Origin of the sequence: Azonexus sp. IMCC34839, from assembly GCF_047047955.1 — a bacterium.
Classification (GTDB): Bacteria; Pseudomonadota; Gammaproteobacteria; order Burkholderiales; family Rhodocyclaceae; genus Azonexus.
On the sequence record NZ_CP150631.1, the window covers coordinates 3,138,307 to 3,161,099 of the forward strand.

Sequence of the window (22,793 nt, forward strand, 5' to 3'; positions counted from 1 at the left end):
GCGGCGTGGCTTTATTCGTTTTTCCGCATCCCATGTCCGATTCCGACAAGCAAGCCGCCGGCGGCAAATTCACGCTCGGCGCCATCGAGCGCTTCCTGATGGCCGCCTCGATGGGCATTCTTTGCCTACTGACCATGGCCAATGTGCTGGTCCGCTACTTCACTGATATCTCCTTTGCTTTCACCGAGGAAATCTCGGTTGCACTGCTGGTCGTCATGACGCTGGTTGGCGCCTCGCACGCTTTCGCCAGCAATCACCATATCGCCATCACCTTCTTCGTTGAGCGCATGCCGGCTATGCAGGCCATGGCGCGCCGGATCGCCGCCCTGTGCTCGCTGATCATGTTCGGTCTGCTTGCCTGGTATGGCGTGCAAATGGCTTGGGATGACTACAACTTCGAGGTCACCTCGCCGTCGCTCGGCGTGCCGCAGTGGTGGTACACCGTGTGGTTGCCGCTGTTGTCCATCGTCATCGTCTTGCGCTTGCTGGCCGTACTTTGGAAGGGAGAGAAGTCATGATGGACTGGCTCCTTTTCGGGCTGTTCGCCGGCCTGATGCTTGCCGGTGTTCCGCTCGCCGTCGCCATGGGCCTGGCCGGCATCTCGGTCGTGGCCTTGGCCGACCTCGGCATGCTGTCGCTACCGACCAATGTCTACACCGGCATCGCCAAGTATCCGCTGATGGCCATTCCAGTCTTCGTAATCGCCGGCCTGATCTTCGAACGAGCCGGTGTAGCGGCGACCATCGTCCGCTTCGCTTCGGCGCTGGTCGGACAGCGGCGGGGCAGCCTGGCCATCGTCGCCATCCTGGTGGCCATGATCCTCGGTGGTATTTCCGGTTCCGGCCCGGCCGATTCGGCGGCCGTGGGCGCAGTCATGCTGCCGTCGATGCTGAAGGCGGGCTACCCGCGCTCATTCACCGCCGGCGTCATTGCGGCGGCAGGCTCGACGGATATCCTGATCCCGCCGTCGATTGCCTTCGTCATCTACAGTCTGCTGGTGCCGCAGGCTTCGGTGCCGGCGCTGTTTGCTGCCGGCATGATTCCGGGGATTCTGTCCGGTCTGACGCTGATCCTGGTGGCGTGGTGGCTGTCCGTGCGCAACGGCTTCGAAGCCGATGTTCAGGACGAGCGTCCGCCCTTCTGGCAAAGCCTGAAAGAAGCCGGTTGGGGCCTGGCTGCGCCGGTGATCATTCTCGGCGGCATGCGCAGCGGCTTCTTCACGCCGACCGAGGCGGCGGTTGTGGCTGTGTTCTACGGCGTGCTGGTCGGCACAGTGATCTACCGTACGCTGGGTTGGAAGGATATCTACAACGTCCTGGTCGAGTCGGCCGAGATCTCCTCGGTCATCCTGACCGTTGTCGCGCTGGCCAGCGTCTTTGCCTGGGCAAGCAATACCCTCGGCACCTTCGATCATCTGGCAGCAGCGTTGCTCGGCACCGGGCTTTCCGAAATCCCGATGTTGCTGTCGATCCAGCTGCTGTTGTTGATCGCCGGCATGTTCCTCGATGCCATTTCGATTTACTTCATCTTCCTGCCGTTACTGGTGCCCATCGCCATGCACTTCAACTGGGATCTGGTGTGGTTCGGCGTCATCATCACGATGAACATGGCGCTCGGCCAGTTCCACCCGCCGCTCGGCGTGAACCTGATGGTGACCTGCCGCATGGCGGGCGTGTCGATGGAATCGACCGTGCCCTGGGTGTTATGGATGATTGCCGCGATGGCCGGCACGATGTTCCTGGTGACTTTCGTGCCCGACCTGGCCTTGTGGCTGCCGCGCCATCTGGGTTATCTGTAGCCAACTTCAATCGCGCCGATAGCCCCGCTGGCGAGCGGGGTTGTCGGTGCTTGCGGTAAAATGCGGTCTTTGCATTCAGGCTGTCTGACCGTGACGACCATCACCATCGCCCTGTCCAAGGGCCGCATCTTCGACGAAACCCTGCCGCTGCTGGCCGCCGCCGGTATCGTCCCGACCGAAAATCCGGAAACTTCGCGCAAGCTGATCATCGAAACCAATCAGCCGAACGTGCGCGTCGTCATCGTCCGTGCCACCGACGTGCCGACCTACGTGCAATACGGCGCGGCCGACATTGGCGTGGCTGGCAAGGATGTGCTGATCGAGCATGGCGGCGAAGGCCTGTACGCACCGCTCGACCTGAACATCGCCAAGTGCCGGATGATGGTCGCCGTGCCGGAAGGTTTTGACTACGCCAATGCCGTGCGCCAGGGCGCCCGCCTGAAGGTCGCGTCGAAATACACCAAGACGGCGCGCGAGCATTTCGCCAGCAAGGGTGTGCATATCGACCTGATCAAGCTCTACGGTTCGATGGAACTGGCGCCGCTGGCCGGCTTGTCGGACGCCATCGTCGATCTGGTGTCGACGGGCGGTACGCTGAAGGCGAACAAGCTGGTGGCGGTCGAGCACATCATGGACATCTCGAGCCGTCTGGTGGTCAATCAGGCCTCGCTCAAGGTCAAGCGCGAAACCCTGCAACCGATCATCGACGCCTTTGCCCAGGCGGTGGAGAAGTAACATGACGATCGCCATCCAGCGCCTGTCGACCAAGGACGCCGATTTCCTGTCCCAGCTCAAGACGCTGCTCGCTTTCGAGGCGGCGGCCGACGAGAACATCGAGCGCACCGTTGCCAATATCCTGGCCGACGTGAAGACGCGCGGCGATGCGGCGGTGATCGAATACACCAACAAGTTCGACCGCCTGAGCGCCAATGCCATGGTCGATCTCGAACTGCGCAAGGACGAACTGCAAGCCGCGCTCGATGGCCTGCCGGCCGAGCGCCGTGCGGCGCTGGAGGCGGCGGCCAACCGCATCAAGGCCTACCACGAACGCCAGAAAATGGCCGGTTGGTCCTACACAGAGGCTGACGGCACGATGCTCGGCCAGATGATTACCCCGCTTGACCGCGTCGGCCTCTACGTGCCGGGCGGCAAGGCGGCCTATCCGTCGTCGGTGCTGATGAATGCGATTCCAGCCAAGGTTGCTGGCGTCAAGGAACTGATCATGGTCGTCCCGACGCCGGGCGGCGAGAAGAACCAGCTGGTGCTGGCGGCGGCCTGTCTGGCCGGTGTCGACCGCGTGTTCACGATGGGCGGTGCCCAGGCTGTCGGCGCGCTGGCCTACGGGACGCAGACCGTGCCGCAGGTGGACAAGATCGTCGGTCCGGGCAACGCCTATGTCGCTACCGCCAAGCGCCGCGTCTTCGGCATCGTCGGCATCGACATGGTGGCCGGCCCCTCGGAAATCCTCGTGGTGTCGGATGGCTCCGGCAACCCGGACTGGGTGGCGATGGATCTCTTCTCGCAAGCCGAGCATGACGAGTTGGCGCAATCGATCCTGATCTGTACCGACGCCGCCTTCATCGAGCGCGTGCAGGCCAGCATCGAGAAACTGCTGCCGACCATGCCGCGCCAGGAAGTCATCCGCACCTCACTGACCAATCGAGGTGCCTTCATTCTGGTGCGCGACATGGACGAAGCGGTCGCCATCGCCAACCGCGTTGCGCCGGAGCACCTGGAACTGGCGCTGGATAATCCGGATCCATGGGTTGAGAAAATCCACCACGCCGGCGCCATCTTCATCGGCCACTACACCTCGGAATCGCTCGGCGACTACTGCGCCGGCCCGAACCACGTGCTGCCGACTTCCGGTTCCGCCCGCTTCTCGTCGCCGCTCGGTGTCTACGACTTCCAGAAGCGGACTAGCCTGATCAAGGTGTCCAAGGCCGGCGCGCAGACGCTGGGCAAGATTGCTTCGACACTGGCGCAAGGCGAGGGCCTGCCCGCACACGCCAAGTCGGCTGAGTTCCGGCTGGAAAACTGAGAAAAAGCGTTGTCTGCCGCAGCAACGCCTGAATCCCCAAGCCGCCCGGACCTCCGGGCGCTTTTTTTGGGGTTTTCTTCGGTCGGTCTGTCCGGCTTCGGCGGGGTGTTGCCCTTCGCTCGCCGCATGCTGGTCGAGGAAAAGCGCTGGATGACGGCCGAAGAATTCAACGCCCAACTCGGCCTTTGCCAGTTCCTGCCCGGCCCGAATGTGGTCAATCTGGCGGTGGTCGTCGGCAAGCGTTATCAGGGGCTGCTCGGGGCCATCGTCGCACCGGTTGGCCTGCTCGCCGGACCACTGGTCATCGTCTTGATTTTGGCATTGCTCTACGACGCCTACGGTAGCCTGCCGCTCGCCCAGGGCATGTTGCGCGGCATCGCGGCTGTCGGTTGTGGCCTGCTCTTCGCCATGGCGTGGCGCATGGGCATGGCGATCAAGGACAAGGCGGCTTTCCTGCCCTTCTGCGTGCTGGTCGTCGCCGCCATCGCCTGGCTACGCTGGCCGATGCCGTGGGTGATGGTCGGCGGGCTGCTGCTGTCGGGGGGCGTGGCCTATTGGAAGTTGGGGCGCAAATGATCGTCGTCCAGCTTTTCCTCGAATTCGCGCTCTTGTCCTTCGTCGCTTTCGGCGGCGCGACCGCCTTGCTGCCGGAAATGCACCGCGTTGTCGTGGAAAATCATCATTGGCTGAGCGACACGACCTTCACGCACCTCTACGCGATTGCTCAGGCAGCGCCGGGGCCGAATGTGCTGGTCGTCACGCTGATCGGCTGGGAAATCGCCGGATTGGCCGGCGCGCTGGCAACGACGCTGGCCATGTGTCTGCCGATGAGCGTGTTGATCTACCTGCTGATCGACCGCTGGGAGAGCTTTGCTGGCAAACGCTGGCAGAAGGCGATCAGCCTCGGCGTGTCGCCGCTGGCGGTCGGACTAATCTTTTCCGGTGCGACCCTGATCGCGCAGGCCGCCCAATTTGGCTGGGCGGCGTGGGCTCTGGTGGCCGCCACGGTCGTCGCCAACCTGCGCAGCAAGCTGCATCCGCTATGGCTCATCGCCGTCGGCGCGGCGCTGGGCTTGGCCGGGCTGATCTGATTTTTGCCCATTTCGGGCAGTGCACCGCAGCAGTGGCCGGTTCGGCGATAGTGCGGGTCAGTTTCCCTCGTAAGGATTGACCAGCCCGCCGATCACTTCCTGAAAGACAGCACGAATCTGGTGTTCCTCGCACTCCATCAGCAGCGCATCCTCGAAGGCGTCCTGCGCCATCTGGCGCAGTTCTTCGAGGTTCTCGCGCAGCACCTTGATCTTCTCAGTGCAGGCGACGATGCTGCCGTCCGGGCGTTTCCAGACGATCTCGCGGGCGCTCATGCCAAGATCTCGCGTAGCGCCGTGACCAGCGCTTGGCATTCGCCGTCGGTGCCGATGGTGATGCGCAGAAACTGGTCGATGCGCGGTAGCTTGAAATGGCGGACGATGATGCTGCGTTCGCGCAGTGCCTTGGCCAGTTCGGCGGCATCGCGTTGCGGATGACGGGCGAAGATGAAATTGGCGGCCGAGGGCAGCACCTCGAAGCCGAGGCTGGCAAGGTCGGCCGTCAGGGTGTCGCGGGTGGCGATGACCTTGTTGCAGCACTCGGCGAAGTGGGCTTCGTCCTCGATGGCGGCGACGGCGGCAACAATCGCCAGGCGGTCGAGCGGGTAGGAGTTGAAGCTGTTCTTGACGCGCTCCAAGGCTTCGATCAGGTCCGGATGGCCGACCGCGAAACCGACGCGCAAGCCGGCCAACGAGCGGGATTTGGACAGGGTGTGCACGACGAGAAGGTTGTCGTAACGGTCGACCAGCGAAATCGCCGTCTCGCCGCCGAAATCAACGTAAGCTTCATCGACCACGACGACGGCGTCCGGATTGGCCTTGAGCATCTGTTCGATGGCGGCCAACGGCAGCAGGCGCCCGGTCGGGGCATTCGGATTGGGGAAGATGATGCCGCCGCACTGCTCGCCGTTCCAGGTCTGGCCGCAATAGTCGTCGGGATTGATGGTGAAATCCTCGGCCAGCGGCACCTGGATGTAGGGCACGCCGTACAGGCCGCAATACACCGGGTAGAAGCTGTAGCTGATGTCCGGGAAGAGAATCGGCGCTTCGTGCTTGAGCAAGGCCATGAAGACATGGGCCAGCACCTCGTCCGAGCCGTTGCCGACGAAGACCTGCGCCGTCGTCACGCCATGCCGCTTGGCGATGGCGGATTTGAGCAGATCGGCATTCGGGTCCGGGTAGAGGCGCAGGCGCGCCGCGTCGCCATCGAGTTCCGCCTCGATCGCCGCCAGGGCCTTGGGCGAGGGCGGATAGGGATTCTCGTTGGTGTTGAGCTTGATCAGGTTGGCGATCTTGGGCTGCTCGCCCGGCACGTAGGGGGTGAGGTCGCGGACGACCTTGCTCCAGAAACGACTCATGGGGTTTTCACGAAAGGCGTAAAAGTAGGCCGAAATGGTATCATGGCCTCCCGATTCAACGTTTTACAGTGCCAAGCCATGCGGCAAGCCGAAGTTACCCGTAACACCCTCGAGACGCAGATCACCGTGCGCCTCAACCTCGATGGCACCGGTCAGGGCAAATTCGCCACCGGTGTGCCTTTTCTCGACCACATGCTCGACCAGATCGCCCGCCATGGCCTGATCGACCTCGATGTCGACGCCAAGGGCGACCTGCACATCGATGCGCATCACACCGTCGAGGATATCGGCATCACGCTCGGCCAGGCGCTGGCCAAGGCCTGGGGCGACAAAAAGGGCCTGACCCGTTACGGCCACAGTTACGTGCCGCTCGACGAGGCGCTGTCGCGCGTGGTCATCGACCTCTCGGGCCGCCCCGGCCTGGAGTTCAATGTCGAATTCACGCGCGCCATGATCGGCGCCTTCGATGTCGATCTCGTTTCCGAATTCTTCCACGGCCTGGTCAACCACGCCGGCATGACGCTGCACATCGACAACCTGCGTGGCAAGAACGCCCACCACCAGGCCGAGACGATCTTCAAGGCCTTTGGCCGCGCCCTGCGCATGGCGGTCACGCCCGATCCGCGCATGGCCGGCGCCATGCCATCCACCAAGGGTACGCTCTGATCATGGCTGGCAACACGATTGCCGTGATCGACTACGGCATGGGCAACCTGCGCTCGGTTTCGAAGGCGCTGGAGCACGTGTCCGATGGCAAGCCGGTCGTGGTGACGGCCGATCCGGCCGTGGTCGCTGCTGCCGAACGGGTCGTCTTCCCCGGCCAAGGAGCCATGCCGGACTGCATGCGCGAATTGGATGCGCGCGGACTGCGCGGTGCGGTATTGCAAGCGGCCAAGGACAAACCTTTCCTCGGTATCTGTGTTGGCGAGCAAATGCTGTTTGAGCATTCCGACGAAGGCAATGTGCCGGCCCTGGGCGTCTTTCCTGGCAATGTCGTGCGCTTTCCCGACGACAAGATGGTGCTGGCCGATGGCGAGCGCCTGAAGGTGCCGCACATGGGCTGGAACGAGGTGTGCCAGAACGATCATGCCCTGTGGCAGGGGATCGACGACTGCGCTCGCTTCTATTTCGTACACAGCTATTTCGTGCAGCCGACCGAGCTCGATCTGGTGATGGGGACTTGCACTTATGGCGTCCCCTTTACCTGTGCAGTGGGCCGGGATAATATCTTCGCGGTCCAATTCCACCCCGAGAAAAGCGCTCGCGACGGCTTGCAACTCCTGAAAAACTTTGTCGAGTGGCGTCCTTAATTCGCTCCTGTCGAATTTCTTTTCCGCAAAATTCCCATGCTGATTATTCCTGCGATTGATCTGAAGGACGGGCAATGTGTCCGTTTGAAGCAGGGCCTGATGGAACAGGCCACCGTATTTTCCGAAAGCCCGGCCGAGCAGGCCCGCCATTGGCTGGATCAGGGGGCGCGTCGCCTGCATCTGGTCGACCTCAATGGCGCTTTCGCCGGCAAGCCGAAGAATGCGGCGGCGATCAAGGCCATCCTGGCTGAGGTCGGCGACGAGATTCCCGTCCAGCTGGGCGGCGGCATCCGCGACCTCGACACCATCGAGGCCTGCCTCGACGGCGGTTTGTCCTACGTCATCATCGGCACGGCTGCGGTCAAGAATCCCGGCTTCCTGCACGACGCCTGCACCGCTTTCCCCGGCCACATCATCGTCGGCCTGGATGCCAAGGACGGTAAGGTGGCGACCGACGGCTGGTCGAAGCTGACCGGTCACGATGTCGTCGATCTCGGCAAGAAGTTCGAGGATTATGGCGTCGAGTCGATCATCTATACCGACATCGGCCGCGACGGCATGCTGTCCGGTATCAACATCGAAGCCACCGTGCGTCTGGCGCAGGCGCTGACCATCCCGGTCATCGCTTCCGGCGGTCTGTCCAATCTCGACGATATCCGCAACCTTTGCGCCGTCGAGGGCGAGGGCGTCATCGGTACCATCGCCGGGCGCGCCATCTACGACGGTTCGCTCGACTTCGCGGTAGCGCAAAAGCTGGCCGACGAGCTGGGCGCCTGATGCTCGCCAAACGCATCATTCCCTGTCTTGACGTCACGGCGGGCCGCGTCGTCAAGGGGACCAATTTCGTCGATCTGCGCGATGCCGGCGACCCGATCGAGATCGCTCGCCGTTACGACGAGCAGGGCGCCGACGAGGTGACCTTTCTCGATATCACGGCCTCCAGCGATCAACGCGACATCATCCTGCACATCGTCGAAGCCTGCGCCGAGCAGGTTTTCATTCCGCTGACCGTGGGCGGCGGCGTGCGCAAGGTGGAGGATGTCCGCCGTCTGCTCAATGCTGGCGCAGACAAGGTTTCGATGAATACCGCGGCCGTGCAGAATCCTGATCTCGTTTTCGACGCTTCGTCCAAAGTCGGCTCGCAGTGCATCGTCGTCGCCATTGACGCCAAGCAGGTTGCGCCGGGTAAATGGCATGTGTTTACGCACGGCGGTCGCAACGACACCGGGCTGGACGCCATCGAATGGGCCAAGAAGGTCGAGTCGCTCGGCGCCGGGGAAATCCTGCTGACCAGCATGGATCGCGACGGCACCAAGAACGGTTTCGATCTGGCGCTGACCCGTGGCGTGTCCGATGCAGTGCGCATTCCCGTCATCGCCTCGGGTGGTGTCGGGAATCTGCAACATCTGGCCGACGGCGTGACCGAAGGCCGCGCCGATGCCGTGTTGGCCGCTTCCATTTTCCACTTCGGTGAATACACCGTGCGTCAGGCCAAGGAATACATGGCGGCGCGTGGCATCGAAGTGCGCCTCTGATTCATCATGGCCGATCTCGATAACGCCCTGCCCTGGCTGGATGCTCTCAAGTGGGACGCCGACGGCATGATTCCCGCCATTGCGCAGGACGAAGCCGGGCGCGTCGTGATGTTCGCCTACATGAATCGCGAGTCGCTTCAGGAAACGGTGAAATGCGGCAACGCGGTATACTGGTCGCGTTCGCGCAAGCGTCTGTGGCGCAAGGGTGAGGAGTCGGGGCACTTCCAGAAAGTGAAGTCCATCCGCACCGATTGCGACGGCGACGTCTTGCTGTTGAGCATCGAGCAGGTGGGCGGCATTGCTTGCCACACTGGGCGAGAGAGTTGTTTCTTCAATGAATTGCACGGGGAAAACTGGCTTCCCGTCGATCCGGTTCTGAAAGACCCGAAGGAAATCTACAAATGAGCACGCATGACATCCTGCATCGTCTCTCCGAGACTCTGGCTTCGCGCAAACATGCCGATCCGGAAAAGTCCTACACGGCCAAACTGTTCTCGGAAGGCCCGGACTCCATCCTGAAGAAAATCGGCGAGGAATGTGCCGAGTTGATCATGGCCGGCAAGGAAGGCAAGCGTCTGAAAATTGTTTGGGAGTCGACCGACGTCATCTATCACGTCCTCGTCCTGCTGGCCTTCTACGATCTCGGTATCGAAGACGTGTCGCAGGAAATGCGCCGTCGTGAAGGTATCTCCGGCATCGACGAAAAGGCGGCTCGGGGCCAGAGCAAGTGAGCGACTGCATTTTCTGCAAGATCGTCGAGGGCAAGATCCCGTCGTCCAGGGTGTACGAGGACGACGATATCCTGGCCTTCAAGGATATCCAGCCGGCCCGTCCCGTTCATATTCTCGTCATCCCGAAGAAGCATATTACTTCGCTGGCGACGGTGACGCCGGACGATACCTTGGTGCTGGGCAAGATGCTGGCCAAGGCCAACGAAATTGCGGTGGCTCAAGGTAGCCCGGACGGTTTCCGCGTCATCATCAACACGGGCGTGATCGGCCAGCAGGAAGTACCGCATTTGCACGCACACATCGTGGGCGGACCGGAACCGGTCGGTCCCATGCTCAAACGTATTTAAGTTTCAGGAGACACTCATGGGCAGCTTTTCCATTTGGCACTGGCTGATTGTTCTGGTCATCGTCATGTTGATCTTCGGCACCAAGAAACTGCGCAATATTGGCCAGGATCTGGGGGGCGCGGTCAAGGGCTTTAAGGATGGCATGAAGGACGCCAATGCCGAGAAGCCGGCCGATGCACCGCAACAGCAGGTGAGCGGTCAGACCATCGACGTCGAGGTCAAGGAAAAGACCAAGTCGTGATTTTTCGGGCGGCAGTGTGCTCGCCCGAAGTTCAAGTTGAGTTCAGATGTTCGATATCGGCTTTTCCGAGTTGTTGGTGATCGGCGTTGTCGCGCTGGTCGTCATTGGTCCCGAGCGCCTGCCCAAGGTGGCGCGTACGCTCGGCCATTTGCTGGGGCGTGCCCAGCGTTACGTCAATGACGTCAAGGCCGACATCAACCGGGAAATGCAGCTCGACGAGTTGAAGAAACTCCAGTCGCAGGTTGCCGAGTCGGCACGTACGCTGGAAGACTCGGTGCGTCAGGAGTACGAGACGGCGCGTAGCGCCGTCGAAGCGCCGGCTCAGGAAGCGGTGGCTGAATTGAATAATGCGACCAACCAGTTGGCGGCCGAGGCCGAGCAACTGAAGACGGCGGCAACGCCGGACAAGCCTGCCGTATGAGCGATAGTCACGAAGAGTCCTTTATCTCCCACCTGGTGGAGTTGCGCGACCGTTTGTTGCGCAGCCTGATCGCCGTCGGTGTCGTCTTCGGCATCCTCTGCTTCTATCCCGGTCCGGGAAATATCTACGACTTGCTGGCGGCACCGCTGACCCAGGCGCTGCCGGAAGGCACGAAGATGGTCGCCATCGGCGTCATCACTCCGTTCATGGTGCCGCTGAAGGTGACCGGCATGGTCGCTTTTGTCCTGGCGTTGCCCTTCGTGCTTTTTCAGGCCTGGGCTTTCATCGCGCCGGGGCTTTATGACCATGAGAAACGGCTCGGGATTCCGCTGATCATTTCAAGCACGCTTCTCTTCATGGCCGGTATGGCTTTCTGTTACTTCTTCGTGTTCGGCCAGGTGTTTCACTTCATCGCTGGCTTTGCGCCGAAGAGCATTACGCCGGCGCCGGACATTGAGGCCTATCTGTCCTTCGTGATGACCATGTTCCTGGCCTTCGGCATCGCATTCGAGGTACCCGTTGCCCTCGTGGTGCTGGTCAAGTTGGGCGTGGTCACTGTCGAGAAGCTCAAGGAATGGCGCTCCTATTTCATCGTGGCGGCCTTCGTCGTTGCCGCCGTGGTGACGCCGCCAGATGTTGTGTCGCAACTGGCGCTGGCCATTCCGATGTGCCTGCTCTACGAGCTGGGCATCCTGGCGGCGCGTCTGGTCTCGAATCCACGCAAAGTGGAGACTGCTGCGGTGCACGACGAAAATTCGGCAAAAATGGATGCCGAGATGGACGCGGCAGAAGCCGAGTTCCGCAAACTCTCCGGCGACTGATCAGGTCGGTTTGCGTTCGGGGCCGGGAAAGGTGTCGTAACGGCCGGCCACTTTGCCTTCGGCGAACCACCAGAGCGTCCCCGGTGGCATCGTTTCCCAAGCTTCGTTATCGGTCAGCGGCGCGGTCGCGATGACCGCGACGCGGTCGTCCGGTGTCGTCACGTCGCTGAAATCGACCGTTACGTCCTGGTCCATCAGATGGGCCTGGGTGAAAGGCGCCTGGCGGACGATGTGGCTGAGTCGCGTCGAGGCATGAGCGAACAGGCAATCGCCTTGCGATAGCAGGAAATTGAACTCGCCGTGGCGGGCGATCTCCAGCGTCAGGTCACGAATGGCTGCAAAGAGCGTCTCTTGCGCTGGCATGCGATCGCCGAAACGCCGACGCAATTCCTGCAATAACCAGCAGAAGGCCCGTTCGCTGTCGGTCAGGCCGACCGGCAGGAAGCTGCCGTCGAGGGCCGGAGAGAAGTCGATCAGGTTGCCGTTGTGGGCGAAAATCCAGTAGCGGCCCCACAGTTCGCGAATGAACGGGTGGGTGTTCTCCAGTCCGACCGAGCCTTGGGTCGCCTTGCGGATATGGGCGATGACGTTGGTCGAGCGGATCGGGTAATGGCGGACCAGTTCGGCGATCGGCGAGGTGCTGGATGGCAGCGGGTCGAGGAAGAGGCGGGTGCCTTTGCCCTCGAAGAAGGCAATGCCCCAGCCGTCCGAATGCACGTCGGTTGCGCCGCCGCGGGCCTGAAAGCCGGTAAAGGAAAAGCAGATATCGGTCGGCACGTTGCAGTTCATGCCCAGTAGCTGGCACATGGCGCTTACTCCCGTTCGACGCGCAGGGCCGGACGTTTGCCGATGCGGATGTTCAGTTCGACGATGCTCTTGTCGCGGCGCAGGCGGAAGGCGGCTCGTTCTTCTGGGGTCAGGGCGGCGATCAAGTCGAGCATCACCTGCGGGTCCTTGACGGCCTTGCCATTGACGGCCAGCAGCACGTCGCCCGGTTTGACGCCGGAGCTGTCGGCCGGGCTGCCGCGCACGACGCCGGCGATCAGGGCGCCTTCGGTATCAGGTAAGCCGAAGGACTCGGCCAGTTCAGGAGTAATCTCCTGCGCCTCGACGCCGATCCAGCCACGCGTCACCGCGCCGTTGCGAATGATTTGCTCCATGATGCTGCGCGCGCTGGACACCGGGATGGCGAAACCGATGCCGAGCGAACCGCCAGTGCGCGAATAGATAGCGGTGTTGATGCCGACCAGGTTGCCATGCACGTCGACCAGCGCACCGCCCGAGTTGCCGGGGTTGATGGCAGCGTCGGTCTGGATGAAGTTCTCGAAGGTGTTGATGCCGAGGTGGGAGCGGCCCAGGGCGGAAACGATGCCCATGGTCACCGTCTGGCCGACGCCAAAGGGATTGCCGATCGCCAGCACGACATCGCCGACGCGCAGGTTGTCCATCTGACCGAAGGTGATCGCCGGCAGCTTGTCGGCCTTGATCTGCAGGATGGCGAGATCGGACTCCGGGTCGCTGCCAACAACCTTGGCCTTGTAGGTCTTGCCGTCGTTGAGCGATATCTGAATATCGGCAGCCCCTTCGATGACGTGGAAGTTGGTCAGGATGTAGCCGTTGGGGCTGACGATGACGCCTGAGCCGAGGCCAGAGTTGCGCTGTGGGGTGGAATCCGGCCGTTCGCCGAAGAAGTGGCGGAAGATCGGGTCATCGAATAGCGGATGACGCTGCATCTTGATTTCCTGCGTCGTGTAGATATGCACGACAGAGGGCAGGGCAGAGCGGGCCGCATCGCGGAAGGAGCCTGTGGCATGGGCGTCGTCGCTAGCGGTTGCCGGGGCTTCCTGCAACGGAACAATTGCCGGACGTTGGCCTATCCATTCCGGTTTCAGCGTAGTCAGCACGAACAGGATGGCGACCGCAACGGTCACCGTTTGTGCAAAAATCAGCCACAACCTGTGCATGGAAAAATCTCAATGAAGCGTGAAGAATTGGTCGGCTATCTGGATAGATTGCTGGAACCCGGAAAGTTCCGGGATTATTGCCCAAACGGTCTGCAAGTGGAAGGACGGAGCGAGGTTCGCCGCCTCGTGGCGGGCGTGACGGCCAGCCAGGCACTGCTCGACGCTGCGGTGGCCTGCGATGCCGATGCCATTCTGGTGCATCACGGCTACTTCTGGCGTGGCGAAGATGGGCGGATCACCGGCATCCGCCGGCAGCGTCTGGGCACGCTGCTGCAACGTGAGATCAACCTGATTGCCTACCATCTGCCGCTCGATGCCCATCCGGAATTCGGCAATAACGCCCAGTTGGCCAAGCTTTTCGGCTGGCAGCCCGAAGGGCGTTTCGGCGAACAGGATATCGCCTGGCATGGCTGCTTGAGCGAAGAGGTTCCGCTCGGTGTGGTCGTCGAAGGCATGGCGGCGGCTCTTGGTCGGCAGCCGCTGACGATCGGCGATGAGATGCAATCAATCCGGCGCGTCGCCTGGTGCTCGGGTGGTGCGCAGGGGTATTTCGAGCAGGCTATCGCACTCGGCGTTGATCTCTACGTTTCCGGTGAAATCTCCGAGCAGACCGTGCATCTGGCGCGGGAGAGCGGAGTTGCTTATCTGGCGGCCGGGCATCACGCGACCGAGCGATATGGCGTCAAGGCCGTGGCCGACCATTTGGCGGCGACTTTCGGCCTCGACTGCCGTTTCGTCGATATCGACAATCCCGTTTAAACCGGGCGCTTCAGGCCGTAACCGACCTCCAGCACGCGCATCAGCAAGGCGATTTCCTCGACCACCTCGAGCGGGAAGCCGGAACGCTGCCCGGCCCGGTTGTCGTGGGTCAGTTCGTACAGGTAGTCGAGACACTCCTGGGTGCCCCAACTGTGCGAGGTACGCCAGACGATGTGCGCGTAGTCCTCGAGCGACTTGAGGCCGGAGACCGGGGCAACATTGTCTTCCCAGGCAGGAATGTTGACGTTGAACTTCGGGCGCATCTTGGCGGCAAGCGAGTCGAACTCTTCGCGCATGTCGCCACGTCGGTAGAGGTCAAGCAGCATGCTCCAGGGGCGGATGTTGTCCGGGCTACTTTCCTCGATATGGAGGGCCAGGGTATCGGCAGCGCCGCGCAGGCGGCCGAAGGAAAGCATGATTTCGGCAAGTTCGAGTACCGAATTGTCGTCGTTCGGGTTGATGTCGACTTCGCTGACCTGAGCCTGGCTGAAGCCGGAGTGGGTGCTGTCCAGCGCCGTATCCACGTTGGCGGCCGGCGGCAGCGTGGGTGGGCTGGGCGGCATCGAATCGGCAACTTTCGGCGGTGCCGGCGGGCGCACCAGCACTTCCTGGCGATAGCCGCCCGCGAAGGCGAGCGGGGCCTCTTCCTCGGCCGTATGTTCCTTGCGGCGAGCGAGGAAGCTGGCCAAGCCGACAGCAATGGCGCCGCCGCCCAAGGCGCTGAGCAGGAGCTCCAGCCAGTTGCCGCCATCGGACTTTTCGTGGGCCAAGGTGGAGCTCGTCTGCACTGCCGGCGTCGGTGCCGGGGCGAGTTGTGCCGCCTGGGCTTGCACTTGCTGCAGTTTTTGTTGGGCCTCGATGGTTTGCGCGGCCAGCGTCAACGCCGCGTTCATCTTGTCGATTTCCTGATTGAGTTGCTGGATGGTGTTTTCCAGCTTGGCCATCCGCTCTTCCACTTCTAGCAGCGAGCCTTGCGCTGAAGCCCGTTTTTCGACCGGCTTGACAACCTCGTCGGCGGCGCCGAGGAGCAAGCGGTCGCCGCCCTTGTCGACACTCGGTGAAACTGGCGGGCGGGCTTTGGCGACTTTCGGCTTCGGTGGCGGGGCGATCGGCGCCGGGCGGCTTTCGCCGACGCTGCTCTCGATGCTCTCCTCGCGCTCGGCGGCGACGCGTTGCTGACGGTCGGGAATGCGCACGACCGTGCCTTCGGCCAGTAATTGCTCAGGTGCAAGGCCGGGATTTGCCCGCTTCATGGCGTTCAGCATGCGGCGCTGTTGCGCCAGACTGCCTGGAGCTTGGGCTTCGGCGATGGTTTCCAGCGTCTCGCCCTGGCGCACCGTCAATTCCCGGTATTTGCCGCCGCCGCGTTTGCTTGAGGCGACGACGGCCGTCGGTGCTCCGACCTCCGGTGCATCGGCCAGCATCAAAGGAGGCGATGGCATCAGCACGTAATCGCGTTGCAGGTCGATGCCGCAGGCGGCTTGAACGGCGATCATGAAGACCGGCTCGGCAACCGGCTTGGTGCCGGTCAGGATCAGGCGCAGGCCGTTCCCGTCACGCACCAGACGGGTCTTGGCGCTGGTGATTACCGGCAGGTCGGCGCCACGCACCGGGGCCAGCGAGAAGCAGGCGGTGTCGAAACTTTCGCCGGGGCCGGCAAGCAGCGGAAGCTCCGCGCGCAGAGGTTCGCCGACCCGCGAATGCAGGGTGATTTCACCAAGGCCAGCCGCGTGCGAGAAACAGGGGAGGAGGGCGGCACACAGGATGCTAAGACGAAACGTTCTGGGGCTCATGGTGCTATCCGTTCGGGGAATTTCGGCGGGGAATATATGGCAAAAATACTACCATGGGATTTATGAAAAATGATAGCGCTTGCCTGCCACCTGAACAGTGAAATATTGCACACTACTGATCCTGATCAATTCCTGCCTTAGGTTTCACTCATGGATTTCGTTTTTCCGCCCCATCCCGTCGCTTCCTTGCCTGTCGTGGCTTCCGCTCAGCGTTTTCCGGTGCGACGAATTTTCTGCGTCGGCCGAAATTACGCTGACCATGCGCGCGAGATGGGGGCGCTCGAGCAAGCCGAGGGACGCGAGCCGCCGTTCTTCTTCAGCAAGCCGGGCGATGCCCTGGTCGGCGGTCTGGGACGGATCGAGGTGGCTTATCCGCCGCAGACGGCCAATCTGCATCATGAAATCGAGCTGGTCGTGGCGCTTGGCGCCGGTGGGGCAAATGTTGCGGTGGACGCGGCAAAAAGCCTGATTTTCGGCTACGCCGTCGGCCTGGACCTGACCCGTCGCGACTTGCAGGCGCGCGCCAAGGAGAAGGGGCATCCCTGGGATATGGGCAAGGGTTTCGACCAGTCGGCGGTGGCGGGGGCTATCGCGCCCGCCAGCCAGTGCGGTTATCCGGAAAACGGACGCATCTGGCTGACGGTCAACGGCGAAACGCGCCAGGACGGCGATCTGAACGCGATGATGTGGAAGGTGCCAGAGATCATCGCCAACCTTTCCACCCTGGTCAGGCTGGAGGCTGGCGATCTGATCTATACCGGCACGCCGGCCGGTGTCGGGCCGCTGGTGCGCGGCGATGAGTTGGTGGCCGGCATCGACGGCGTTGGCTCGTTGCGTGCCGGTATCGTTTGACGGCTTACTTCGGGCGCTTGTCGATCACTCGTTTGGCCTTGCCGATGGAGCGCTCGACACCGCCCACTTCGACCACCTCGATGCGGGCTGAGATGCCGATGTAGGACTTGATGTGGTGCTGCAGGTCGTGCGCCACGAATTCCTTCTCCGCTCCGCTGGCGAACTGGAACTCCGGCTTCATTTCGACATTGACCTTGATCGAGTCGAGATGGCCGTCGCGCGTCACTTCGAGGACGTAATGCGGCGACAGCTTCGGCTGCTTGAGGATCAATTCCTCGATCTGCGACGGGAAGACATTGACGCCGCGGATGATCAGCATGTCGTCCGAGCGCCCGGTGATCTTGCCGATTCGGCGCATGCTGCGCGCGGTTGGCGCCAGTAGCCGGGTCAGGTCACGCGTGCGGTAGCGGATGACCGGCATCGCTTCCTTGGTCAGCGAAGTGAACACTAACTCTCCCTGGCTGCCTTCGGGCAGCACTTCGCCGGTATTGGGGTCGATGATTTCCGGGTAGAAATGGTCTTCCCAGATGACCGGGCCGTCCTTGGTCTCGGCGCATTCGTTGGCGACGCCCGGGCCGATGACTTCGGATAAACCATAGATATCGATGGCGTCGATACCGAAGGCGTTTTCGATTTCACCGCGCATGGCGTCGGTCCACGGCTCGGCACCATGAATACCGATGCGCAGGTTAGTGCCGCGCGGATCAATGCCCTGACGACGGAATTCGTCGGCGATATTGAGCATGTAGGAGGGCGTCACCATGATGATGCTCGGCTTGAAGTCGCAGATCAGTTGAACCTGCTTCTCGGTTTGCCCGCCCGACATCGGGATCACGGTGCAGCCGAGTTTCTCGGCTCCGTAGTGGGCGCCCAGGCCGCCGGTAAACAGGCCGTAACCGTAGGCGACATGGACGATGTCGCCGGCGCGTCCGCCCGAGGCGTAGATCGAGCGGGCGATCAGGTCGGCCCAGGTGTCGATGTCCTTCTGCGTGTAGCCGACGACGGTCGGCTTGCCGGTGGTGCCGCTTGAGGCGTGGATGCGGACGACTTTCTCGCGCGGGGTGGCGAATAGGCCGTAGGGATAGTTGTCGCGCAAATCCTGCTTTGTCGTGAACGGGAACTTGGCGAGATCGGCGAGCGTCTTGAAATCGTCGGGATGAACGCCGGCAGCGTCGAATTTGGCGCGATAGTGCGGTACGTTGGCGTAGACGTGATTGAGCGTCCATTTCAGGCGCTCGACCTGTAGTGCGGCGATTTCGTCGCGACTGGCATTTTCTATGGCGTGAAGGCCTTTATTCATTTTTAACTCCCTCCTGAACCGCTCATTTTGTAACTGTCATTATGTCGGCCGGTTGAGGCAGATCAATTTTGGCCATTTTTGCCGGTGCACCGCAGCAGGCATGCGAAAATCGCCGGCTATGTTGTTAACTGCCATGCGCGGCCTGCTGGCCCATGCCTTTCCCATCTTCATCGCCCAGATTGCCTCGGTTGGCATGATGGTGGTCGATACCGCGGTGCTCGGCCACGTCAGCCCCGAAGATCTGGCGGCGGTCGCCATCGGTGGCGGTATCCACGTTTCGGTGCTGTTTGCCCTGGTCGGCATCGTGCAGGCGGTGGCGCCCATGGTTGCGCACCTGCATGGCGCCCGCCGCGAAGGGGAGGTGGTTGAGGTTTTGCAGCAGGGCTTGCTGCTGGCGCTGCTGCTCAGTCTGCCGGGCATCCTGATCCTGCGTCATCCCGGTTTCGTCATGGGGATGGCCGAGATGGATGGCGCGGTCGCCGCCAAGGTCAGGGATTACCTCTCCTTGCTGGCTTGGGCCTTGCCGGCTTCGCTCTGCTACCGCACTTTCTACGCTTTCTTCAACGCCATGGGAAAACCGCGGGTGTTGATGCTGATCGGTCTGGCGGCCTTGGCTGTGCACGGCGTACTGGCCTGGGGGTTGGCCGCCACGGGCTGGGCCGGCGAGCCGTTGGGCGTGCTGGGCTGTGCCTGGTCCAATCTGCTGGTCGGCTGGGCGGCGTGTCTGGTCGCCGGGGCGTACATGCTGTTCGGGCCGTTTCGCCATCTGGCGCCTTTCGCCCGCTGGCATGCGCCACGTTGGCCGCTGTGGCGGGAAATGCTACGTCTGGGCCTGCCGATGGGTTTCTCCAACCTCGTTGAAATTACCGCTTTCACGTTGGTTGCGCTCTTCGTCGCCGAGCTCGGTGCTTCTGTCGTGGCCGGGCACCGCATTGTCGCCAACCTGTCGGCGCTGACCTACATGGTGCCGCTGTCCCTGGGTATCGCCACGATGTCTGCCGTCGGCCAGTCGCTTGGTGCCCGCGACTGGCGGGCGGCGCATGCCAACGTGCGTGCCGGGATGGTGCTGGCCGGGTCGATCTCCAGCCTGCTCGGCCTGACGCTCTGGCTGGCCGCCGAACCCTTGGTGGCGACCTACACCGATGCGCCGGAAGTGCGGGCCGTCGCCCTTGGCCTGATCGGCTATGTCGCGGTCTACCAGTTCTTCGACGCGCTGCAGACTATTGCTGGCCATGTCTTGCGTGCGTATAGGATTACTTTCGTGCCGATGCTGCTGCAGACTTTCTGCTTCTGGGGCGTCGGCCTCGCCGGCGGCACCTGGCTGTGTTATCGCTGGTCGCCGCCGTTGGGCGCGGCCGGTTTCTGGCTGGCGGCAGTGTTGAGTCTGGTCTGCGTTGCCGCCATGCTGCTTCCTCTGCTGCGCAAGGCGATGCAAGTCACGGAATCGACTCCGTAATTATGAATTTTGGCCTGAAAACATTTTTCCCGTCTGTGGTAAGATTTTGAGTTCTAGACGGTATAACCGGGTGGGGTCGGGGGAATTGTCGGCTACCGCTCATTGCTCGCAACTCAACTAAACGCAAGGAAAGCGCATGAAAATTCACGAATATCAGGGCAAGCAAATCCTGAAGAAATTCGGCGTTACGGTTCCGCGCGGGATTCACTGCACGACCGTGGAAGACGCGGTCAAGGCAGCCGAAACCCTGGGCGGCAAGGTCTGGGTGGTCAAGGCCCAGATTCACGCCGGTGGCCGTGGCAAGGGCGGCGGTGTCAAGGTCGCAACCTCGCTCGAAAAAGTTCGCGAATACGCCAGCCAGATCCTCGGCATGCAACTGGTGACCCACCAGACCGGTCCGGAAGGCCAGAAGGTTCGCAACCTGCTGATCGAAGAAGGCGCCGACATCAAGCACGAATACTACGTTGCCGCGCTGACCGATCGTGCCACCCAGTCCGTCGCCATGATGGCTTCGTACGAAGGCGGTATGGACATCGAGGAAGTCGCCCACAAGACCCCGGAAAAGATCGTCAAGGTCTTCGTCAACCCGCTGGTCGGCCTGACCGACGAGCAAGCCCTGACCCTGGCCAAGGGCATGGGCATGAACGAAGCCTCCATCCCGCAGTGTGTCGATACGCTGAAGAAGCTGTACACCTGCTACATGGAAACCGACGCTTCGCTGGCTGAAATCAATCCGTTGATCCACGAAGGCGACGGCACCGTCAAGGCGCTGGATGCCAAGTTCAACTTCGACTCCAACGCCCTGTTCCGCCAGCCGGAAATCGTCGCCATGCGCGACCTGGACGAAGAAGACGCCGACGAAATCGAAGCTTCCAAGTTCGACCTGGCTTACATCTCCCTCGACGGCAACATCGGCTGTCTGGTGAACGGTGCCGGTCTGGCCATGGCCACCATGGACACCATCAAGCTGTTCGGCGCCGAGCCGGCCAACTTCCTGGACGTCGGCGGCGGTGCCACGACCGAGAAGGTCACCGAAGCCTTCAAGATCATGCTCAAGAACCCGAAGGTCAAGGGCATTCTGGTTAACATCTTCGGCGGCATCATGCGCTGCGACACCATCGCCACCGGCGTGGTCGCTGCGGCCAAGGAAACCCACCTTTCCGTGCCGCTGGTCGTCCGCATGAAGGGCACCAACGAAGATCTCGGCAAGCAGATCCTGAAGGATTCCGGTCTGCCCATCATCTCTGCCGATTCCATGGCTGAAGCCGCCACCAAGATCGTCGAAGCGGTCAAGTAAGGAGCCACCGAATGTCTATTCTGATCAACAAGAACACCCGGATCATCACCCAGGGTATCACCGGCAAGACCGGCCAGTTCCACACGGAAAAGTGCCAGGAATACGCAAACGGTAAGGAATGCTTCGTCGCCGGCGTGAACCCGAAGAAGGCTGGCGAAAAGATTTTCGACATCCCCATCTACGGTTCCGTCAAGGAAGCCGCCGCTGAAACCGGCGCCACCGTTTCCGTCATCTACGTGCCGCCGGCAGGCGCTGCCGCTGCGATCTGGGAAGCTGTCGAAGCCGACCTCGATCTGGCCATCTGCATCACCGAAGGCATCCCCGTCCGCGACATGCTGATGGTGCGCAACAAGATGAAGGAAAAGGAAGCCAAGGGCGGCAAGAAGACCCTGCTGCTCGGCCCGAACTGCCCTGGCCTGATCACCCCGGACGAAGTGAAGATCGGCATCATGCCGGGTCACATCCACCGCAAGGGTCGTATCGGTGTCGTTTCCCGTTCCGGCACCCTGACCTACGAAGCCGTCGGTCAGCTGACCGAACTGGGCCTCGGCCAGTCTTCCGCTGTCGGTATTGGTGGTGACCCGATCAACGGTCTGAAGCACATCGACGTCATGAAGATGTTCAACGACGATCCGGATACCGACGCCGTCATCATGATCGGCGAAATCGGCGGTCCTGACGAAGCCGAAGCTGCTCAGTGGTGCAAGGCCAACATGAAGAAGCCGATCGTCGGCTTCATCGCTGGTGTGACCGCTCCGGCCGGCAAGCGTATGGGCCACGCTGGCGCCCTGATCTCCGGCGGTGCCGACACTGCCGATGCCAAGCTCGCCATCATGGAAGAGTGTGGCTTCAAGGTGACGCGTAACCCGTCCGAAATGGCCAAGCTGCTCAAGGCCATGCTGTAAAATTCGAGCTTAGCTCAACCCAAAAAGGCGGGCCGCGAGCCCGCCTTTTTCTTTGCCTGATTTTCATGGAATTCGACCTTTCCTCTGCTGCCTTCTGGGTGGCCGTCGGCCAGATCATCCTGATCGACATCGTCCTGTCCGGCGACAACGCCGTGGTGATTGCGCTCGCCTGCCGTAACCTGTCGCCAGAACAGCGCAAGAAAGGGATTTTCTGGGGCGTGGCCGGCGCGGTATCGCTCCGTGTCGTGCTGACCACGTTTGCTGCGCTGGTCATGAATCTCCCCTGGCTGAAATTCGTCGGCGGCCTGTTGCTGGTGTGGATCGCCGTCAAGCTGATGCTGCCGGAGGACGAGGACGGCCATGACATCCAGTCGTCCGAACATCTTTGGGGCGCGGTGAAGACCATCGTCGTCGCCGATTTCGTGATGAGCCTGGATAACGTCATTGCCGTGGCCGGTGCGGCGCACGGCAGCCTGGCGCTGCTGCTCTTCGGGTTGGCGGTCAGTATTCCGCTGATCGTCTGGTCCAGCCAGTTGATCATGCACTGGATGGAGCGTTTTCCCGCCATCGTCCTGCTCGGTGCCGGCTTGCTTGGCTATGTCTCCGGGCAGATGTTGCTGACCGATCCCGGCTTGTTGGCCTTGTTGCCGCCTCTGCCGGAGTGGTCCGGCAAGGCGGCTGGCGCCGTCGGCGCGGTATTGGTTGTTGCCGTCGGGCGTTGGCTCGAGCAGCGCATCCTGGCCAAGCAGGATGTCACGATTGTCTAAGGAGTTGTG

The 22,793-nt window shown here is 61.9% G+C and carries 28 protein-coding genes; 22 read left to right on the forward strand and 6 right to left on the reverse strand.

Going from position 1 to position 22,793, the window contains the following annotated elements:
• Window positions 1-32 precede the first annotated feature (32 nt).
• The 6 genes from WIF35_RS15345 (at window position 33) to WIF35_RS15370 (ending at window position 4,930) form a co-directional block, all read left to right on the forward strand.
• Window positions 33-518: a TRAP transporter small permease gene (locus tag WIF35_RS15345; protein WP_412479099.1), complete on the forward strand. Its 486-nt coding sequence runs from the start codon at window positions 33-35 to the stop codon at window positions 516-518.
• Window positions 515-1,798, forward strand: a complete 1,284-nt coding sequence (locus WIF35_RS15350) for a TRAP transporter large permease (protein WP_412479100.1) — start codon at window positions 515-517, stop codon at window positions 1,796-1,798. The genes WIF35_RS15345 and WIF35_RS15350 overlap by 4 nt, the downstream gene beginning before the upstream one ends.
• A 90-nt stretch (window positions 1,799-1,888) precedes the next feature.
• Complete coding sequence (gene hisG / locus WIF35_RS15355) at window positions 1,889-2,533, forward strand: ATP phosphoribosyltransferase (RefSeq protein ID WP_412479101.1); 645 nt, start codon at window positions 1,889-1,891, stop codon at window positions 2,531-2,533.
• A gap of 1 nt (window position 2,534) precedes the next feature.
• On the forward strand, window positions 2,535-3,839 hold the full coding sequence (gene hisD / locus WIF35_RS15360) for a histidinol dehydrogenase (RefSeq protein WP_412479102.1): 1,305 nt from the start codon (window positions 2,535-2,537) through the stop codon (window positions 3,837-3,839).
• A gap of 66 nt (window positions 3,840-3,905) precedes the next feature.
• Complete coding sequence (locus WIF35_RS15365) at window positions 3,906-4,415, forward strand: chromate transporter (protein ID WP_412479103.1); 510 nt, start codon at window positions 3,906-3,908, stop codon at window positions 4,413-4,415.
• Complete coding sequence (locus WIF35_RS15370) at window positions 4,412-4,930, forward strand: chromate transporter (protein ID WP_412479104.1); 519 nt, start codon at window positions 4,412-4,414, stop codon at window positions 4,928-4,930. The genes WIF35_RS15365 and WIF35_RS15370 overlap by 4 nt, the downstream gene beginning before the upstream one ends.
• Before the next feature lie 57 nt (window positions 4,931-4,987).
• On the opposite strand, the gene WIF35_RS15375 is transcribed toward WIF35_RS15370, so the two are convergent.
• Window positions 4,988-5,203 (reverse strand): hypothetical protein, encoded by a 216-nt coding sequence (locus tag WIF35_RS15375; protein ID WP_412479105.1) that lies wholly within the window; start codon window positions 5,201-5,203, stop codon window positions 4,988-4,990.
• The gene (gene hisC / locus WIF35_RS15380) at window positions 5,200-6,285 is read right to left on the reverse strand and encodes a histidinol-phosphate transaminase (RefSeq protein ID WP_412479106.1); all 1,086 of its coding nucleotides are present in this window, start codon (window positions 6,283-6,285) and stop codon (window positions 5,200-5,202) included. The genes WIF35_RS15375 and hisC overlap by 4 nt, the downstream gene beginning before the upstream one ends.
• Window positions 6,286-6,363: 78 nt before the next feature.
• On the opposite strand from hisC, the gene hisB reads away from it, so the two are divergent.
• The 10 genes from hisB to tatC are packed head-to-tail and all read left to right on the forward strand — an operon-like array spanning window position 6,364 to window position 11,691.
• Complete coding sequence (gene hisB, locus WIF35_RS15385) at window positions 6,364-6,951, forward strand: imidazoleglycerol-phosphate dehydratase HisB (protein WP_412481251.1); 588 nt, start codon at window positions 6,364-6,366, stop codon at window positions 6,949-6,951.
• Between the two features lie 2 nt (window positions 6,952-6,953).
• Window positions 6,954-7,595, forward strand: a complete 642-nt coding sequence (gene hisH / locus WIF35_RS15390; RefSeq protein WP_412479107.1) for an imidazole glycerol phosphate synthase subunit HisH — start codon at window positions 6,954-6,956, stop codon at window positions 7,593-7,595.
• Between the two features lie 36 nt (window positions 7,596-7,631).
• Complete coding sequence (hisA, locus tag WIF35_RS15395; RefSeq protein WP_412479108.1) at window positions 7,632-8,372, forward strand: 1-(5-phosphoribosyl)-5-[(5-phosphoribosylamino)methylideneamino]imidazole-4-carboxamide isomerase; 741 nt, start codon at window positions 7,632-7,634, stop codon at window positions 8,370-8,372.
• A complete protein-coding gene (gene hisF / locus WIF35_RS15400) occupies window positions 8,369-9,130 on the forward strand; it encodes an imidazole glycerol phosphate synthase subunit HisF (RefSeq protein WP_412481252.1) in 762 nt (253 codons plus the stop codon). Before hisA ends, hisF begins: the two co-directional genes overlap by 4 nt.
• Before the next feature lie 6 nt (window positions 9,131-9,136).
• Window positions 9,137-9,535 carry a phosphoribosyl-AMP cyclohydrolase gene (gene hisI, locus WIF35_RS15405; RefSeq protein WP_412479109.1) on the forward strand — a complete coding sequence of 133 codons (399 nt, stop codon included), beginning with the start codon at window positions 9,137-9,139 and terminating at the stop codon, window positions 9,533-9,535.
• Window positions 9,532-9,861, forward strand: a complete 330-nt coding sequence (locus tag WIF35_RS15410; RefSeq protein WP_412479110.1) for a phosphoribosyl-ATP diphosphatase — start codon at window positions 9,532-9,534, stop codon at window positions 9,859-9,861. The genes hisI and WIF35_RS15410 overlap by 4 nt, the downstream gene beginning before the upstream one ends.
• Window positions 9,858-10,208: a histidine triad nucleotide-binding protein gene (locus tag WIF35_RS15415; protein ID WP_412479111.1), complete on the forward strand. Its 351-nt coding sequence runs from the start codon at window positions 9,858-9,860 to the stop codon at window positions 10,206-10,208. The genes WIF35_RS15410 and WIF35_RS15415 overlap by 4 nt, the downstream gene beginning before the upstream one ends.
• A 16-nt stretch (window positions 10,209-10,224) precedes the next feature.
• Window positions 10,225-10,449 carry a Sec-independent protein translocase subunit TatA gene (gene tatA / locus WIF35_RS15420; RefSeq protein WP_412479112.1) on the forward strand — a complete coding sequence of 75 codons (225 nt, stop codon included), beginning with the start codon at window positions 10,225-10,227 and terminating at the stop codon, window positions 10,447-10,449.
• 46 nt (window positions 10,450-10,495) lie between these two features.
• Window positions 10,496-10,870, forward strand: a complete 375-nt coding sequence (gene tatB / locus WIF35_RS15425) for a Sec-independent protein translocase protein TatB (protein ID WP_412479113.1) — start codon at window positions 10,496-10,498, stop codon at window positions 10,868-10,870.
• Window positions 10,867-11,691: a twin-arginine translocase subunit TatC gene (tatC, locus tag WIF35_RS15430; protein ID WP_412479114.1), complete on the forward strand. Its 825-nt coding sequence runs from the start codon at window positions 10,867-10,869 to the stop codon at window positions 11,689-11,691. The genes tatB and tatC overlap by 4 nt, the downstream gene beginning before the upstream one ends.
• On the opposite strand, the gene WIF35_RS15435 is transcribed toward tatC, so the two are convergent.
• Together WIF35_RS15435 and WIF35_RS15440 are read right to left on the reverse strand one after the other, a co-directional pair.
• Window positions 11,692-12,498, reverse strand: coding sequence for a class II glutamine amidotransferase (locus WIF35_RS15435; RefSeq protein ID WP_412479115.1), 807 nt, complete (start codon window positions 12,496-12,498; stop codon window positions 11,692-11,694).
• Between the two features lie 5 nt (window positions 12,499-12,503).
• A complete protein-coding gene (locus WIF35_RS15440; RefSeq protein ID WP_412479116.1) occupies window positions 12,504-13,655 on the reverse strand; it encodes a Do family serine endopeptidase in 1,152 nt (383 codons plus the stop codon).
• 12 nt (window positions 13,656-13,667) lie between these two features.
• Between WIF35_RS15440 and WIF35_RS15445 the strand changes: the two genes are divergently transcribed.
• On the forward strand, window positions 13,668-14,414 hold the full coding sequence (locus tag WIF35_RS15445) for a Nif3-like dinuclear metal center hexameric protein (protein WP_412479117.1): 747 nt from the start codon (window positions 13,668-13,670) through the stop codon (window positions 14,412-14,414).
• Here WIF35_RS15445 and WIF35_RS15450 read toward each other — a convergent pair.
• Entirely contained in the window at window positions 14,411-16,207 is a 1,797-nt protein-coding gene (locus WIF35_RS15450) for a FimV family protein (protein WP_412479118.1), read from the reverse strand. The genes WIF35_RS15445 and WIF35_RS15450 overlap by 4 nt on opposite strands.
• A 150-nt stretch (window positions 16,208-16,357) precedes the next feature.
• Here WIF35_RS15450 and WIF35_RS15455 point away from each other — a divergent pair, with 150 nt between their 5' ends.
• Window positions 16,358-17,059, forward strand: coding sequence for a fumarylacetoacetate hydrolase family protein (locus WIF35_RS15455; RefSeq protein ID WP_412479119.1), 702 nt, complete (start codon window positions 16,358-16,360; stop codon window positions 17,057-17,059).
• 4 nt (window positions 17,060-17,063) lie between these two features.
• On the opposite strand, the gene paaK is transcribed toward WIF35_RS15455, so the two are convergent.
• Window positions 17,064-18,359: a phenylacetate--CoA ligase PaaK gene (gene paaK / locus WIF35_RS15460; protein ID WP_412479120.1), complete on the reverse strand. Its 1,296-nt coding sequence runs from the start codon at window positions 18,357-18,359 to the stop codon at window positions 17,064-17,066.
• Between the two features lie 100 nt (window positions 18,360-18,459).
• Between paaK and WIF35_RS15465 the strand changes: the two genes are divergently transcribed.
• The 4 genes from WIF35_RS15465 (at window position 18,460) to WIF35_RS15480 (ending at window position 22,784) form a co-directional block, all read left to right on the forward strand.
• A complete protein-coding gene (locus WIF35_RS15465; protein ID WP_412479121.1) occupies window positions 18,460-19,815 on the forward strand; it encodes an MATE family efflux transporter in 1,356 nt (451 codons plus the stop codon).
• Between the two features lie 136 nt (window positions 19,816-19,951).
• Complete coding sequence (gene sucC / locus WIF35_RS15470; RefSeq protein ID WP_412479122.1) at window positions 19,952-21,112, forward strand: ADP-forming succinate--CoA ligase subunit beta; 1,161 nt, start codon at window positions 19,952-19,954, stop codon at window positions 21,110-21,112.
• Window positions 21,113-21,123: 11 nt separating this feature from the next.
• The gene (gene sucD / locus WIF35_RS15475) at window positions 21,124-22,017 is read left to right on the forward strand and encodes a succinate--CoA ligase subunit alpha (protein ID WP_027457755.1); all 894 of its coding nucleotides are present in this window, start codon (window positions 21,124-21,126) and stop codon (window positions 22,015-22,017) included.
• Window positions 22,018-22,082: 65 nt separating this feature from the next.
• Window positions 22,083-22,784, forward strand: coding sequence for a TerC family protein (locus WIF35_RS15480; RefSeq protein WP_412479123.1), 702 nt, complete (start codon window positions 22,083-22,085; stop codon window positions 22,782-22,784).
• Window positions 22,785-22,793 lie beyond the last annotated feature (9 nt).

Excerpts from the sequence above, each read along its gene's own strand:
- WIF35_RS15350 (WP_412479100.1), top strand. The coding sequence starts at position 515 with ATGATGGACTGGCTCCTTTTCGGGCTGTTCGCCGGCCTGATGCTTGCC.
- WIF35_RS15370 (WP_412479104.1), top strand. The coding sequence starts at position 4,412 with ATGATCGTCGTCCAGCTTTTCCTCGAATTCGCGCTCTTGTCCTTCGTC.
- tatB (WP_412479113.1), top strand. The coding sequence starts at position 10,496 with ATGTTCGATATCGGCTTTTCCGAGTTGTTGGTGATCGGCGTTGTCGCG.
- WIF35_RS15445 (WP_412479117.1), top strand. The coding sequence starts at position 13,668 with ATGAAGCGTGAAGAATTGGTCGGCTATCTGGATAGATTGCTGGAACCC.
- tatA (WP_412479112.1), top strand. The coding sequence starts at position 10,225 with ATGGGCAGCTTTTCCATTTGGCACTGGCTGATTGTTCTGGTCATCGTC.
- WIF35_RS15410 (WP_412479110.1), top strand. The coding sequence starts at position 9,532 with ATGAGCACGCATGACATCCTGCATCGTCTCTCCGAGACTCTGGCTTCG.
- hisB (WP_412481251.1), top strand. The coding sequence starts at position 6,364 with ATGCGGCAAGCCGAAGTTACCCGTAACACCCTCGAGACGCAGATCACC.
- sucD (WP_027457755.1), top strand. The coding sequence starts at position 21,124 with ATGTCTATTCTGATCAACAAGAACACCCGGATCATCACCCAGGGTATC.
- hisI (WP_412479109.1), top strand. The coding sequence starts at position 9,137 with ATGGCCGATCTCGATAACGCCCTGCCCTGGCTGGATGCTCTCAAGTGG.
- WIF35_RS15465 (WP_412479121.1), top strand. The coding sequence starts at position 18,460 with ATGCGAAAATCGCCGGCTATGTTGTTAACTGCCATGCGCGGCCTGCTG.
- hisD (WP_412479102.1), top strand. The coding sequence starts at position 2,535 with ATGACGATCGCCATCCAGCGCCTGTCGACCAAGGACGCCGATTTCCTG.
- WIF35_RS15480 (WP_412479123.1), top strand. The coding sequence starts at position 22,083 with ATGGAATTCGACCTTTCCTCTGCTGCCTTCTGGGTGGCCGTCGGCCAG.
- WIF35_RS15435 (WP_412479115.1), bottom strand. The coding sequence starts at position 12,498 with ATGTGCCAGCTACTGGGCATGAACTGCAACGTGCCGACCGATATCTGC.
- sucC (WP_412479122.1), top strand. The coding sequence starts at position 19,952 with ATGAAAATTCACGAATATCAGGGCAAGCAAATCCTGAAGAAATTCGGC.
- hisH (WP_412479107.1), top strand. The coding sequence starts at position 6,954 with ATGGCTGGCAACACGATTGCCGTGATCGACTACGGCATGGGCAACCTG.
- WIF35_RS15455 (WP_412479119.1), top strand. The coding sequence starts at position 16,358 with ATGGATTTCGTTTTTCCGCCCCATCCCGTCGCTTCCTTGCCTGTCGTG.
- WIF35_RS15450 (WP_412479118.1), bottom strand. The coding sequence starts at position 16,207 with ATGAGCCCCAGAACGTTTCGTCTTAGCATCCTGTGTGCCGCCCTCCTC.
- WIF35_RS15345 (WP_412479099.1), top strand. The coding sequence starts at position 33 with ATGTCCGATTCCGACAAGCAAGCCGCCGGCGGCAAATTCACGCTCGGC.
- tatC (WP_412479114.1), top strand. The coding sequence starts at position 10,867 with ATGAGCGATAGTCACGAAGAGTCCTTTATCTCCCACCTGGTGGAGTTG.
- hisC (WP_412479106.1), bottom strand. The coding sequence starts at position 6,285 with ATGAGTCGTTTCTGGAGCAAGGTCGTCCGCGACCTCACCCCCTACGTG.
- WIF35_RS15375 (WP_412479105.1), bottom strand. The coding sequence starts at position 5,203 with ATGAGCGCCCGCGAGATCGTCTGGAAACGCCCGGACGGCAGCATCGTC.
- hisA (WP_412479108.1), top strand. The coding sequence starts at position 7,632 with ATGCTGATTATTCCTGCGATTGATCTGAAGGACGGGCAATGTGTCCGT.
- paaK (WP_412479120.1), bottom strand. The coding sequence starts at position 18,359 with ATGAATAAAGGCCTTCACGCCATAGAAAATGCCAGTCGCGACGAAATC.
- WIF35_RS15440 (WP_412479116.1), bottom strand. The coding sequence starts at position 13,655 with ATGCACAGGTTGTGGCTGATTTTTGCACAAACGGTGACCGTTGCGGTC.